Origin of the sequence: Candidatus Manganitrophus noduliformans (assembly GCF_012184425.1) — a bacterium.
Taxonomy (GTDB): domain Bacteria; phylum Nitrospirota; class Nitrospiria; order SBBL01; family Manganitrophaceae; genus Manganitrophus; species Manganitrophus noduliformans.
On sequence record NZ_VTOW01000002.1, the window covers coordinates 958,015 to 971,645 of the forward strand.

General features: G+C 58.0%; 14 protein-coding genes. 12 read left to right on the forward strand and 2 right to left on the reverse strand.

What is annotated here, in order from left to right; translation table 11 throughout:
• The first annotated feature begins 74 nt into the window (after positions 1-74).
• Together MNODULE_RS13690 and MNODULE_RS13695 are read left to right on the forward strand one after the other, a co-directional pair.
• Positions 75-1,577: a TolC family protein gene (locus MNODULE_RS13690; protein WP_168060706.1), complete on the forward strand. Its 1,503-nt coding sequence runs from the start codon at positions 75-77 to the stop codon at positions 1,575-1,577.
• A complete protein-coding gene (locus tag MNODULE_RS13695; RefSeq protein WP_168060708.1) occupies positions 1,574-2,701 on the forward strand; it encodes an efflux RND transporter periplasmic adaptor subunit in 1,128 nt (375 codons plus the stop codon). The genes MNODULE_RS13690 and MNODULE_RS13695 overlap by 4 nt, the downstream gene beginning before the upstream one ends.
• A gap of 22 nt (positions 2,702-2,723) precedes the next feature.
• Here MNODULE_RS13695 and MNODULE_RS13700 read toward each other — a convergent pair whose 3' ends face one another.
• Positions 2,724-4,118 (reverse strand): peptidase associated/transthyretin-like domain-containing protein, encoded by a 1,395-nt coding sequence (locus MNODULE_RS13700; protein ID WP_168060710.1) that lies wholly within the window; start codon positions 4,116-4,118, stop codon positions 2,724-2,726.
• A 205-nt stretch (positions 4,119-4,323) separates the two neighbouring features.
• Here MNODULE_RS13700 and MNODULE_RS13705 point away from each other — a divergent pair, with 205 nt between their 5' ends.
• The 5 genes from MNODULE_RS13705 (at position 4,324) to MNODULE_RS25475 (ending at position 9,544) form a co-directional block, all read left to right on the forward strand.
• Positions 4,324-5,007 carry an ABC transporter ATP-binding protein gene (locus MNODULE_RS13705; RefSeq protein ID WP_272953262.1) on the forward strand — a complete coding sequence of 228 codons (684 nt, stop codon included), beginning with the start codon at positions 4,324-4,326 and terminating at the stop codon, positions 5,005-5,007.
• Between the two features lie 81 nt (positions 5,008-5,088).
• Complete coding sequence (locus tag MNODULE_RS13710; protein WP_168060711.1) at positions 5,089-6,306, forward strand: ABC transporter permease; 1,218 nt, start codon at positions 5,089-5,091, stop codon at positions 6,304-6,306.
• Positions 6,307-6,385: 79 nt separating this feature from the next.
• Positions 6,386-9,025 (forward strand): hybrid sensor histidine kinase/response regulator, encoded by a 2,640-nt coding sequence (locus MNODULE_RS13715; protein ID WP_168060713.1) that lies wholly within the window; start codon positions 6,386-6,388, stop codon positions 9,023-9,025.
• Between the two features lie 110 nt (positions 9,026-9,135).
• On the forward strand, positions 9,136-9,330 hold the full coding sequence (locus MNODULE_RS13720; RefSeq protein WP_168060715.1) for a type II toxin-antitoxin system HicA family toxin: 195 nt from the start codon (positions 9,136-9,138) through the stop codon (positions 9,328-9,330).
• A 1-nt stretch (position 9,331) separates the two neighbouring features.
• On the forward strand, positions 9,332-9,544 hold the full coding sequence (locus tag MNODULE_RS25475; protein WP_168060717.1) for a type II toxin-antitoxin system HicB family antitoxin: 213 nt from the start codon (positions 9,332-9,334) through the stop codon (positions 9,542-9,544).
• On the opposite strand, the gene MNODULE_RS13730 is transcribed toward MNODULE_RS25475, so the two are convergent.
• Positions 9,494-10,216, reverse strand: a complete 723-nt coding sequence (locus tag MNODULE_RS13730) for a hypothetical protein (RefSeq protein ID WP_168060719.1) — start codon at positions 10,214-10,216, stop codon at positions 9,494-9,496. The genes MNODULE_RS25475 and MNODULE_RS13730 overlap by 51 nt on opposite strands.
• A gap of 101 nt (positions 10,217-10,317) precedes the next feature.
• Here MNODULE_RS13730 and MNODULE_RS13735 point away from each other — a divergent pair, with 101 nt between their 5' ends.
• From MNODULE_RS13735 to MNODULE_RS13755, 5 genes are all read left to right on the forward strand, one after another.
• Positions 10,318-11,241: a hypothetical protein gene (locus MNODULE_RS13735; protein WP_168060721.1), complete on the forward strand. Its 924-nt coding sequence runs from the start codon at positions 10,318-10,320 to the stop codon at positions 11,239-11,241.
• Positions 11,242-11,413: 172 nt separating this feature from the next.
• Positions 11,414-11,737, forward strand: a complete 324-nt coding sequence (locus MNODULE_RS13740; RefSeq protein WP_168060723.1) for a TFIIB-type zinc ribbon-containing protein — start codon at positions 11,414-11,416, stop codon at positions 11,735-11,737.
• Between the two features lie 2 nt (positions 11,738-11,739).
• Positions 11,740-12,582, forward strand: a complete 843-nt coding sequence (locus tag MNODULE_RS13745) for a hypothetical protein (RefSeq protein ID WP_168060725.1) — start codon at positions 11,740-11,742, stop codon at positions 12,580-12,582.
• A gap of 47 nt (positions 12,583-12,629) precedes the next feature.
• A complete protein-coding gene (locus tag MNODULE_RS13750) occupies positions 12,630-13,118 on the forward strand; it encodes a CBS domain-containing protein (RefSeq protein WP_168060727.1) in 489 nt (162 codons plus the stop codon).
• The gene (locus MNODULE_RS13755; RefSeq protein WP_168060729.1) at positions 13,024-13,608 is read left to right on the forward strand and encodes a magnesium transporter; all 585 of its coding nucleotides are present in this window, start codon (positions 13,024-13,026) and stop codon (positions 13,606-13,608) included. Before MNODULE_RS13750 ends, MNODULE_RS13755 begins: the two co-directional genes overlap by 95 nt.
• Positions 13,609-13,631: the final 23 nt, after the last annotated feature.

The following is a 13,631-nucleotide window of genomic DNA, read 5'->3' on the forward strand; positions in this document are numbered from 1 at the left end:
CTCGTTGAATTTTCATCCTGCATTTGTTATCTTAAGATCCACTTATGCCGAACTTCCCTTCCAGGATCGTGGTCATGCTCTCTTTCGCCTTGCTTTTCTCCCCCTTTTTCCAGACGGCCTCTCTCGAAGCGGCGGAAATCCCGCCCCGTCCGCTCTCGCTCGCAGAGGCGGTCGGCATTGCGCTTGAAAACAACGTTGATCTTAGAGTGGAACGGGAAAATATCCGCCTTCAGGAATCGGCCGTTCTCTTCGAGCGCGGCCAATTCGATCCGATTCTTCACCTCGACGCCCGCGCCGACAAGACGGTCCGGGAGAGCACCTCGGTCATCGAGACCGGCTTTATTCGGACCGACCAACTCGAACAGGAAAACCAGCGGCTGAGTCTCGGGCTGAATCACCGCTTCGGCTGGGGGGGAGATTACGACGTCACCTTTTCACAGGCCCGCTCCAGCGCCACCCTCCAGCAGATCAATCCGACGTTTCGTGGAGAGCCGGTTCTCACCTTTACCCAGCCGCTTCTGCGCGGATTCGGACGTGAAATCACGCAGGGCCCCCTACGGATCGCTCGGACTCAATTGCAGATCTCGCAATCGGTCTTCCGATCCCAATTGATGGCAATCATCCTGGAGATCAGCGACGTCTATTGGGACCTGATCTTCCAACGGGAGAATTTGAAGGTGCAGCAGCAACTCCTTCTGGCCGCCGAACAGCTCTTGGAGCTCAACCGAAACAAGGTTCAGTTGGGACTCCTGGCACCGATCGAGATTTTGGTCGCCGAGGCGGGGGTCGCCTCCCGGGTCGAAGGAGTCGTGGTGGCCGAAAAGGCAATCCAGGACACGGAAGATCTGCTTCGCCGGCTCCTTAACCTTCCGGAACAACCGATCAGCGACCCGCCCCCTCTTCTTCCGACGGAGACACCGACCGACACGCGCAAAGAATTCGAGGAGTCGGCGCTCTTGGCGACGGCGCTGAGGGAGCGGCCGGAGATCGCGCAGCATCAGATGGAGTTGCGCAACCGCGCCCTCTCGATTCGAATCGCCGAGAACCAGCTCTATCCCTCGTTCGATCTGGTCGGAAGCGTCGGCCTGAACGGAATCGGCGGGAGTTACGACGCCGAGCTCGACCAGATCGAATCGGGCGACTTCTACCATTGGGAAGCCGGCGTGGTCTTGAGCTTTCCTCTCGGCAATCGCTCGGCGCGGGCCAACGTTCAACGGGCAAAATCGGAATGGAACCAGGCGGCCCTCTTCAAGGAGAGGACGGTTCAACAAATCACCCTCGAAACGAAGGAGGGTCTGCGGCGGGTCGAGACCGACTACCGCCGGATCGAATCGAACCGGCGCGCCCGGATCCTCGCCGAGCGGCAGCTCTCGGCCGGAAACGAACGGGCCGCTCTCGGCCTGATCAGCAGCCATGATCTGCTGGAGTTTCAAACGGAGCTTGCCGATGCGCGGGGAAGGGAGATCCGGGCGATCACCGATTATAATAAAGCGCTGATCAATCTCGACCGGGTCACCGGCCTCTTATTGGAGCGCTTTAACATCGAGACGGTCTCGGCCGCGGGAGAGAAGCGATGAGAAAAAAAACGATCACCCTCACCCTGGTCATCTTTGTATTGATCGCCGGGATCGCGACCTTCCGCGGCAAGGGACGGCACGCGGCGGCCGACGAGGAGATCGTCGTCGTCAAGCGGGGAGATGTCGTCGCCAAGGCGACCGAGACCGGGTCGTTGGAGCCGACCAACATCGTCGAAATCAAGTCGGAGCAGGCCGGCGAGGTGAAAAAACTCTTCGTCCGTTCCGGTGATACCGTCGAGGCGGGGCAGCCGCTGGCGAGGATCCAGCAGGAATCAACTCAGGCACGGCGGGTCGCCGAGGCGCGGGCGACGATCGAGCAGGAACGGCTCAACCTCGAAGAGGCCGAGCGGGAATACAACCGGATGAAGGAGCTCTTCGAGAAGGGGTTCGTCGCCCGAAAGGAGCTGGAGAGCGCCCAGAAATTGCGTGACAACGCGCAGATCAGGTACGATCTCTCCAAACGCCAGCTTCTCCTCACCCTCAGCGGGAACAAAGCGCTTTATGAGAAATATCTTCAACGGGACTTGACGAGCGATGAACCGGACGACTTCACCATCCACGCTCCTCTCTCCGGGACGGTCCTGGAGCTGAGCGTTTCGGTCGGCGAGATCGTCTCTTCCGGGACCTCCGGTTTTTCGGGGGGGACGACGCTGATGAAGATCGCCGATCTCTCGAAGATGTGGGTGAAAACCAAGATCAACGAAGTGAATATCGGCCAGGTGAAAGCCGGCCAGTCGGCCGAAATCCGCCTCGACGCCGTCCCCAACCAGATCTACCAGGGACGCGTCGTCAAAATCTCTCCGAAGGGGGAGAAAAACAACAACATCGTCACCTACGAGGTCACGATCGAATTGGACAACTCCGACCAGCGATTGAAACCGTCGATGACCGCCAACATCGACATCATTACCGATGTCGCCAAAGATGTCCTCTACCTTCCCCTGATCGCGCTGAACCAGAACGACGGGAAGAGTGCGGTCACCCTGCGCCTCCCCTCCGGCGAGGATCAGCTCCGCCCCATCGTCCTCGGCCTTCGGAATGAGAGTGTCATCACAATCACCGAAGGCTTGAAGGAGGGGGATCAAGTTATCCTGCCAAAACGGAATTCCAAGGAACGGGCATAAAGGTGGGAGAAACGCCTGAACGTTACAGGATAAAAAGCTGGTCCTGGCCGGCATTCAACGTGCTGGCCTGGCCCTGTATGTCAAAATCGACCGCTCCTGACAAGACGAGGATATCCAGCGCATACACCGTCGAAAAACTTCCGTCCGTGATGTAGATAATAAAAACCGACTCGCCCGGGTCGAGCAAAAAGGTTCCGAGAGTAACATTATTTCGAACGATCTCCCCCTCAATCGGAATGAGATTCGATAGCGGCGTGGTAAAAGTGAGTCGGATCGTCCCGATAGAAAAGCCTTCCGAGTTTGAGCCGATCGTTGGAATTTGGATCAGGCTGGTCAGCGTGAAATCAACAGCGGCCGTCCCTCCCGGCGCAAGCGTCGCCACCTGAGCGCCCGCTAAAAAGCCGGACGTCGCAGCGATCAGAGGGATATTCTCTCCCGTTTCTTTCAGAATCGAGACCCTTTGCAACTGATAGTTTCCATTACTGTCCGTAATCGCCAGATCCCCTCCCCCAAAAACGTAGACGCCGGGAAGCGGTGTGCCGGCGGTATTACGGACCGTTCCACTCACCGATCCTGGGAGGATCCCCATCCGGGCATAAACGGCGGGAAAAAGGCCGGAGAGGCTCGCGGGATCATTTGGATCCGGCCCGAGGGAACCGGCATACGGTCCCGCGGTCAGCAAGACCCCCTTCCCCGGACGCTCTTGCCAGCCGAGTGCGGTGAATTCAAAAAGCCGGATATCGGCGTCTTGAAGATCATCGGCAGTGAGATTTGAAGGGGGCTGGGTCATCAGAGCGGCGCCGAACCCGGCGTTAAAGACCACTTCGGTCGACGCGCTCAGATCCGCCCCGGCCAGCGGGGTGGCGCCGTCGGGGAGCGGAACCGGAAGATTTTGGGCGGTATGATAAGAAGTGATCGTGACCTCCGGGACATCTTCATTTAAAGCGCCGGCCGGGACCACTAACTCCGAGCCGTCGGTCGTCAAGGTCCCTCCGGAGGCGGTAAGGATCACAGACGTTTCGTCCTTCCGCTGGAGAGAAGCGCCGGCATACGTCAGGCCTGAAACGGCGATCTCTTTCGTCGTGGAGGTATAACCTTCCTTGCTCATCGTCAGCGTGACGGTCGCCCCGACGGGAACCTCCGGGATTTCAAAACTTCCATCCGAGTTTGTCTGGGCCGTCAGGATGTCGGTCTTCGCCAGTCCGGGCTTTTCCGCGGTCACCACCTCCGCGGTAATCGTGGCGCTCTCCGCCACCTTGGTCTGATCGGTCCCCGCCGTCTCCAAAATGACGCCGCGCAGGGTGGTCGTTTCCGGGGATGTCGGAGACGCGTCGGAACTTCCGCCGCCCCCGCCGCAGCCGGCGAGTAGAAACCCTGCGGTTAAAACCACGGACAATATGCGATCGAAGTGTTGCACAAAGCACCCCTTTCCGGGAGATCTGAGCGTTTTTTATAAAATTCCTGTACGGAATAATTGCATCTTTCTTTACCCGATTAAGTATACCTTAAAGTGATTAAGCGTCAACGACCGGATTGGACACGCCACATCGATCAAAATTGAATTTTTATCCTCCTTTTGTTATTCTAACTTCGGCACCACACTTTCTAGCCGGCACCGAACCATGCTGATCCAAGTGAAAGAGGTCACCAAAACCTACCAAATGGGAGAGGTCGCGGTACGGGCCCTCGATGGGATCAGCTTTACGATCGACAGCGGAGATTTTATTTCGATCATCGGGCCTTCCGGGAGCGGGAAAACGACCCTGCTCGATATCCTCGGTTGCCTTTCCCGCCCGACCTCGGGAACCTACCTTCTAAAGGGAGAAGAGACCCAGCATCTTTCCGATCCCGACCTCGCCCGGGTGCGCAACCGGAAAATCGGCTTCGTCTTTCAGACGTTTCATCTTTTAGGCCGCCAGAGCGCCCTGGCGAACGTGGCGCTCCCCCTCTTTTATGCAGGTCTTCCGCAAGAAGAACGGACGGCCCGGGCGAAAGAAGCGCTGGCCAAAGTCGGCCTGGCCGACCGGATTCACCACCGGCCGAACCAGCTCTCCGGCGGACAGCAGCAGCGGGTGGCGATCGCGCGGGCGCTGGTCAACCGCCCCGACATCATTCTGGCCGACGAGCCGACCGGGAACCTCGACTCGAAATCGGGCCACGAGATCGTCGATCTTCTCCGCCAGCTCCACCGGGACGGCCACACCATTATCATGGTGACGCACGACAAAGAGCTGGCCGATTCGGCCGAGCGGACCATCGTATTAAAAGACGGCCGGATCGTGGATGATGTGAAACGGAATTCGTAGGGCGAGGAGACGCCTCGCCCGGATCCGTTCGCGAAACGAGGGCGACCCGGTGGGTCGCCCCTACAAAGAAGGATCATTCCGATGAATTTCTTCGAAATCTTTACCGATGCCTTCAAGAATCTCTCGACCAATAAGCTCCGCTCCGGCCTGACGATGCTGGGGGTGATCATCGGCGTCGCGGCGGTGATCGCCATGTCGTCGATCGTCGAAGGGGGCCAGAAAATGACTGTCGAGATGATCGAAAAAATGGGGACCAACCTCCTCTCGATCCGTCCCAAGAAGTTGAATGAAGAGGAGCTCCGCCAATTCCCGGGCCGCTCCAAAGGGCTCCGTTACGGCGACATCGAGCAGGTCAAAGCGATGGTTCCCTACGCCGAGCAGGTCACGCCGGTCATCAACTTCCAATCCCACCTTAAATACGGCGACCGCGATTACAGCGGCATGGTCGAAGGGGTCCTCGAGACCTACCGGGAGATACGAAACTACGACGTCGATCGGGGCCGGTTCCTCGCCGCGGAGGACAGCGCCGAATTCAAAAAGGTGACGGTGCTCGGGACCGAGATCGTAAAAGAGCTCTTCGGGAGCGCCGACCCGCTCGGCCAGGACGTCAAAATCGGCGATCATCGCTTTATCGTCGTCGGCATCCTTGCGGAGAAAGGGAGCCTGCATGGGATCAATTACGACGAGACGGTCCTGATCCCGGCGACAACGGCGATGAAGCTCTTTAAAGGAAACGATGAGCTCAACTCCTTCATCGTGAAGGTGGACGAGCGGCAGAATATGAAGAAGGCCGACGCGATGATCAAGTCGATCCTCCTGCAGCGGCACGACGGGGTCGAGGACTTCGTAATTCGAAGCCAGGACGAGCTGGTCCGAAACACCGAGCTGATTATCTTTACCTTCCGCGTGATCTTGGGGGGCACCGCCGCCCTCTCGCTCCTGGTCGGCGGGATCGGAATCATGAACATCATGCTGGTGACGGTGACGGAGCGGACCGGCGAGATCGGACTGCGCAAGGCGGTCGGGGCGAGCCGCCGGGCGATCCTGACACAATTTTTGATCGAGTCGGTCGCCATCAGCACGATCGGAGGGATTGTTGGAATCGTGCTCGGCGCCAGCCTCGGCCTCGGTTTCGGCTGGCTCGCCAGCCGCGCCATCACCGGGTGGAACGCCGTGCTTCTGCCGAGCGCCGTCTTCCTCGGCTTCTTCTTCGCCATGGCGGTCGGAATCACCTTCGGCCTCTACCCGGCCTTTAAGGCGTCGAACCTTGATCCGGCCGAGGCGCTTAGATATCAGTAGGTATATCCAGGGTGGATCAAACAAAAAAGTCATGTTATGATTGCGCCATTCTTTTAGACAACTCTCCAAGGGCCATTCAATGACCGATCGATTCAAGCCGGAAGAGGCGCTTCAACATCGAATCGGCATTGAAAAACAGATTACGGCCATCTCCACCTACTTCATTAACCTTCCCCCGGAAGAAACCGACCACGGGATCAACTGGGCCCTCAAAACGATCGGCGAGTTCGCCGGGGACGACCGCAGCTACCTCTACCTTTTTACCGATCAGGGGACCAAGATCGAGAACACCCACGAGTGGTGCGCCGAAGGAATCGCCTCGATCATCGACAATGTCAAAGGACTCTCGGTCGACGTCTTTCCTTGGTGGATGGACCAACTCCGCCGTTTTGAAAGCATCCATATCCCCTGCGTCGCCGACCTTCCTCCCGAAGCCGCGGCCGAAAAATCGATTCTCGAGCAAGACGGCGTCCGCTCGGTTCTTTCGGTCCCGGTCACCTATGGCGGCGTCTTGGTCGGGTTTATCGGCTTCGACTCGATCCGCGCCGAAAAGAGGTGGGCCGAAGCGGACATCCGCCTCTTGAAGATGGTGGGGGAGATCATCTCCGCCGCCCTGGAGCGCAAGCGGCTGGAGGAAACCCGGCGGGCCACATTGGCCTACATCTCGGCGATGCAGCAGATCTCCGAAATCATCGAGCAGACGAACGACGTGGAAGAGATGATCACCCGGGTCATCGAGCGGATCCGCCAGATCTTCAAGGCGGACCGCGCATGGCTTTTATATCCGTGCGATCCGGACGCCCCCACCTGGCGCGTCCCGGTCGAGAGCACCGTTCCGGAATATCCCGGCGCGTTTGCCAAGAACGTGGAGATCCCTTTCGATCCGGTGGCCCAAGAAATCTGCCGCGCCTCTCTCGAACAGGCGGTACCGGTGACCTACGGGCCGGACCGGCCGATCCCGGGAAACCCGGCGTGGCAAAAAGATTTTTCCATCCAGTCCCATATCTCCACCGCCCTTCGGCCCAAGCTCGGCAAACCGTGGATGCTCGGTCTGCACCAATGCTCCCATCCGCGCGTCTGGTGCCCGAACGAGAAGCGGCTCTTCAAAGACCTTTCCCGAAAAATCGCCGACGCGCTCGATAACCTGATTCTCTATCGGAATCTGCGCCGATCGGAGGAGCAGTACCGTTCGGTCGTGGAAAATGTAAAGGAAGTCATTTTTCAGGCCGACATCCACGGCTGCTTTCAATTTCTCAACCCCGCCTGGGAAACGATGACCGGCTTTTCGGTCGATGCCAGCCTCGGCGCCCCTTTCTGGAAATACGTTCACCCTCCCGACAAGCGAAAAAATGAGGAGCACCTCCACTCGCTGACGACGGGGAAAAAAGAGTCGGCCCGGTATGAGACCCGCTACCGGACGAAGGAGGGAGGGGTTCGGTGGATCGAAGCCTACCTTCAGACCGCCCGGGACCCCAAAGGCGCTTTGACCGGACTCTTCGGCACGTTAAACGACATCACCGAACGGAAACAGCTCGAAGAGCAGCTCCGGCACGCCCATAAGCTGGAAGCGGTCGGCCAGCTCACCGGCGGGGTCGCCCACGAATTCAACAATCTCCTGACGGCGATCACGGGAAGCCTCGATCTCGTTCTCGATCAGCTTCCTCCCGGGGGCGAATTGCACGGCCTCGTAAATACGGCCGAACAGGCCGCCTGGCGGGCGGCCTCGCTCACCAAACAACTCCTCTCGTTCAGCCGGCGAAGTCCGATCGACCGGCGGCCGCAAGATCTCGGGACGGAAGTCAAAGAGGTGGCGCGTCTTCTCCGGCAGGCGATCGACCGGCGGATCCGGATGGAGATAGACGTCGCCGACGATCTCTGGCCCGTATTGGCCGATGCGGGGGAGATGAACCAACTGATGATGAATCTTTGCGTCAACGCGCGCGATGCCCTGCTGGAGCGGATCGAAAAAAATGCGGACGCTTCCGCGCCGCCCGACTGGGAGCCGCGGATTCTGATTCGCGTCGAAAATATGATCGTCGATGACGCGCATTGCCAAGCGCACCCCAACGCCAAAAGCGGCGACCATGTCCGGCTCTCCATCTCCGACAACGGCATCGGAATCGATGAGGAGATTCGCCACCGGATCTTCGAGCCCTTCTTCACCACCAAGAAGGTCGGGCGGGGGACCGGGTTGGGGCTGTCGGCGGTCTACGGAATCGTCGCCGCGCATCAAGGCTGGATCGAATTGGAGAGCGCGAGAGACGAAGGGACCCGGTTCTCGGTTTATTTTCCTCGGACAAAGCAGGCCCCGATTTCATCGATTGCTCCCTCATCCGAAAAACCGGCCACGGGCGGCGGAAAAACGATCCTTTTCGTGGACGACGAAGAGGCGATTCGCGATCTGGGAAAAGCCATTCTGGAGCAGAAAGGCTATCAGGTCCTGACGGCGGGGGACGGCAGGGAGGTGATCGAGATCTTCTCCAAAGAGAAAGAAACGATCGACCTAGTCATTCTCGATGTGATGATGCCTCATCGATCGGGGGGAGAGGTCCTCCGTCAACTTCGTCAAATAGACCCGAAGCTGAAGGTCATCATGTCGAGCGGCCACCGGACCGATCACTCCTTCGACTTCACGAACGTCCTCTTCCTCCCGAAGCCCTACCGCCCCGACGATCTTCTTCGAAGGGTGATGGAAGCGCTTCAGCAGCCGTCGGAGTAATCCGATGCTCCACATCCGGCCCGACGACGATATCCTTCCAAACAACGCGACCCTGTTAAGGGACTGAAGTATCATCACCTCCTAATTGGTCAGTGAAGAGATAGACTGGCATGAAGGTACGTGATATCATAAAGCTGATTGAAAAAGATGGTTGGTATCTGGTCGCTACAAAAGGGAGCTATCGGCAGTATAAACATCCAACGAAGCCTGGTCGGGTTACGATCGCCGGCCATCCGGGTGACGATTTGGCACCCGGAACATTAAACAGCGTTTTGAAGCAGGCGCGATTAAAGGAGGGAAAGTAAGGTGTACCGTTTCCTTGTGGTCATTGAGAAAGCGAACGATAATTACTCCGCTTATTCACCTGATCTTCCAGGCTGCGTCGCCACAGGGCCTACTCGTGAAGCTGCGGAAAAGAACATGCATGAGGCGATCGAAATGCACGTGCGGGGTCTACTGGAAGACAAACTACCGATTCCCGAATCCCACTCTTTTGCAGAGTATATCTCTGTCGAATAAAGATTTTAAGTGAAGCAAAAAACCAAGAGACTCCAGATCTTGTTTTATAAAATTTACAGATCTCATATCAAACTTCAATTTTTCGATTAAAAATTTATTTAGGTCAGTATCGCTGATACGCCCGTCAAGACGATTACTTATCTCCAGCAACACTCCCTCTCTTTCTCCATTAAGACGCTTGGCTATTTCCTCCAACGTTATCGTTCTTGGCTCAGGCTTAATCTCTGTCGGTATCGGTGCGGTTCGAAACAAACCGGCCGCTTTCAAATCTTGAATGACCTGGGTCAAAGCAACAACAACTGAACGGATATCCTTGCGGTTAAAAACTATTCTTGCCTTTTGATCAATGACGGGAAGGTTACATTCTCCATCGACGAGGTAGATGACATTCTGAGACATCCCTGCAAACTTTTGTTTCGCTTGACCCATCTCGTGATTTACACTAGGAGACGGATAGATGTCGTCAAGACGTTTTGAGCCAGGCGTTATTAGGAAAAGCGCTCCATCTGCTTCATCGAAACACTGTTTCTCCTTTTCTTCGAGTGTCAGACCCTTATTCGTAGACACTGGAATCCTCTTGACCTTACCAATGTTTAATTCCTCTAAAAGGTCTTTCAAATCCCTTGCAAAATCTCTTTCGGTCATATCATATAAGAGAAGAATATTAGCCATTGCAGCTACTCCTATTGGGTTTGACAACGCGTCTCGGATATTCTAATGTTCAGCAGCATTCGCCGTCAGGCAGACCACACAATATATAACAGAGGTATAGCATGCTTCACATCCGGCCCGGCGAGGATATCCTTCCGAAACTGAAGGAAGCGGGCCTCCCCGGCGAATTCATCCGGTGGGCCGATCCGCTCTGTCAGGGACCGACTCCGGCCGGTCTGCCGCAAGAGGAATGGCGAACACTCCGCGCGCGGTTCGCCGCGGAAAACGGCTACCTTCCTTTCGATAAAGCACTCCCGTTTCTCGCCGAACAGGATCAAAACCTTGAACGCTTCCGCGAACATGACCGGGTGCTCCTCTGGTTCGAGCACGACCTCTTCTGCCAGATCAATCTCATCTACCTGCTCGACTGGTTCTCCCGGCAAAAACTCGGCAAGACGAAACTCTTCTTAATCTGCATCGGAAAACATCTCGGCCACTTAAGCGGCGAAGAATTAACCCGGCTCTTCGGAACCGAGCACGAGGTGACTGCGGCGGAGCTCGATCTCGCCCGCCGCGCCTGGAGCGCTTTCTGCTCCCCCGACCCGACCGGGATCGAGCGGCTCCTTCGCGACGGCACCGCCCCCCTCCCCTTCCTCCATGACGCCCTGCTCCGTCATCTCCAAGAGTTTCCCTCACGGAAGAATGGATTGAACCTGACCGAGCAGTGGGCGCTCGAGGTGATCGCCTCCGGGGAGAACCGGCCCGATCGAATCTTCCGGGAGGTCAACCGCCGCGAGAAGGTCTTCTGGATGACCGACTTGATCTTCTACACCGCGCTCAAGCGGCTCACCGTAGGCCCCTCGCCGCTCCTCACGACGGAACGGATGTTTGAGATCACCGGCAGCGGCCGGGCCGTCCTCGCCGGCGACGCCGATTCGATCGGGCTGAACGGGATCGACCGCCGGCTCGGGGGGGTTCATCTTCATGGGAGCGAATCGGCCTGGCGCTGGAATCAGGACGATCAGCGGCTGGTCGTATTGTCCTAAGCCGCAGAATTTCGAATCGCTCTTCGCGCCGGGCCCCCGTTGAAATCCGGGCCTCGATTCGGTTATCATCCCATCGGGATGAAGCAAGCGAAAACCGATCAGCGATTCAAACAGGCCGGCGTTTCCCTCTAACCGTTTAAATCCGGATCTTCGCAGAGAAAGGAAGAGGCATATGGAACTGGATATGAGAAAGCAAGGTTACAACCAGGAAGAAGAATATTTCTTCAAGAAGAACCAAGAGCTGATCGAAAAGATGCGGAAGGAGCGCGATTCTCACCGGGCCGAGGAGGAGGCCCTGGCCCGAAAAAACACCCACTGGATGAAATGCCCCAAGTGCGGCTCTGACCTCCAGGAGGTGGAGCATCTCGGGATCAAGATCGATCGCTGCAGCAACTGCTCAGGTGTTTTCTTTGATAACGGCGAGCTCGAAATTCTCCTCCAGGCCCAGGAACCGAAGGGATTTCTGAGCGGGTTTCGGAAGGTCTTCAAGAAGTAAGGATGAGCCGCCTCGCTTTCCGCGCCGTCCGGTTCATTGCCCTCTTCGTTCTCCTGGCCGGATCGGCTTCGATCGGCCGCGCCACCCTTTTTGAGACACCCGACGCCCGGTTCGAAGAGCCCGCCATCAACGAATCGTCCGGCTTGGTGAAGAGCCGCCGTCTCGACGGCGTCTTCTGGACGCATAACGATTCGGGGGACCGCCCGCGGCTCTTCGCCGTCACCCGGGAGGGCCGGTCGATCGGCGCCGTCGAAGTTCCGAACACACGGAACGTCGACTGGGAGGACATCGCGATCGACGATGTCGGGTTCCTCTATCTCTGCGACATCGGAAACAACCGGAACCGCCGGACCGATCTCGTCGTCTATCGGGTGCCGGAGGTCGATCCAAGGCGCGTTCGAACCGTCAATGTCGCCGCCCGTTTCCCCTTCCGCTACCCCGGCCTTCGCTCTCCCGACGCCGAAGCCTGCTTCTTCGCCGACGGCGCCATTTACATCCTCACCAAAGAACGGGGCGCCGACGAGACGTTCCTTTATCGGCTCGACCTGTCGCGTCCGGAGCGCGAGCAGATCGTCACCTTTGCCGGCAAAACCGAGATCGACGGCCTGGTCACCGCCGCGGACCTCGCCCCCGACGGATCTCGCCTCTCCGTTCTCACCTACAACTCCATCCATCTCTTCGAAAAACCGAAAGACGGGGATCGTTATCTCGCCGGCAAACGCCGGAGCATCTTCTTCTTTTTTGGTCAAGCCGAGGCGATCGCCTGGGACGGCGACGATCTGATCGTCACCAACGAGGCGGGGGAGATCCTCCGGAGGAGGTTTGATCATGATCTCTTCCCTTGAATTGAGCCTTCCGATCGGCATGATGAAATCGAACGGAGGAAAAGGCCATGCGGCCCCGACAGAATCATCACACAGAGACGGCGGAGCAACACCTCGTCACCCGCATCCCGACCGCGCAGATCGAAGAAGAGGTCGGGGCGGTTATCGCGCGGCTCCCCGAGAAGGGGTTCGACGCCTTGGAAGCAGTCTACATCGTCGATGAAAAGGAGCGTCTCCAAGGCTTTCTTCCCCTCTCCGTCCTGTTTGCAACGCGACGACACCGCCGGCTGCGGGAGGTGATGGCCCCCCCTCCGCCGGCGGTCCACGCCGATGTCGATCAGGAGCGGGTCGTCGGGTTGGCCGTGAGGCACAACCTGACGGCGGTTCCGGTGGTCGGACCGGACCGGCGGCTCTTGGGGGTGGTCCCGGCGCAGGCGCTGCTTCAGATTCTCCGGCGGGAGCATGTCGAAAATCTCCATCGTCTCGCCGGGATCCGCCGAGAAACGGCAAGCGCCCGAAACGCGATGGAGGCCCCCCCCGATCCGCCGGACCCGTGATCGGCTCCCTTGGCTTCTGGTCGGACTGATCGGGAGCTTCATCGCCACGTTCATCATGTCGCGATTCGAGGGGCTTCTTTCGGCCCGGGTCGCCGTTTCGTTTTTCGTTCCGGGAATTGTTTACCTGGCCGACGCCATCGGAACCCAAACCGAAGCGGTCGCCGTTCGAGGCCTCTCCCTCAGCCACCTCTCCCTCCGACATCTCCTCGGCAGCGAATTACGAACCGGTTTCTTGATCGGGCTTTCGCTGGCCGGTTTCAGCGTTCCGGCCATTTGGCTCGCCTTCGGCGATTTTCCCCTTGCCCTCGCCGTCGGTCTGGCCATCATCACCGCCGGGACGATTGCGACAACCGTCGGCCTCTTTTTACCCTGGCTCCTCTCCCGCCTCGGAAAAGATCCCGCCTTCGGCGCCGGCCCCACCGCCACCATTCTTCAGGATGTCCTGAGCATTCTGATCTACTTTCTGATCGTTCAAGTTCTTCTCCGATAAATCGATCGGCCTAAATTCTTCTT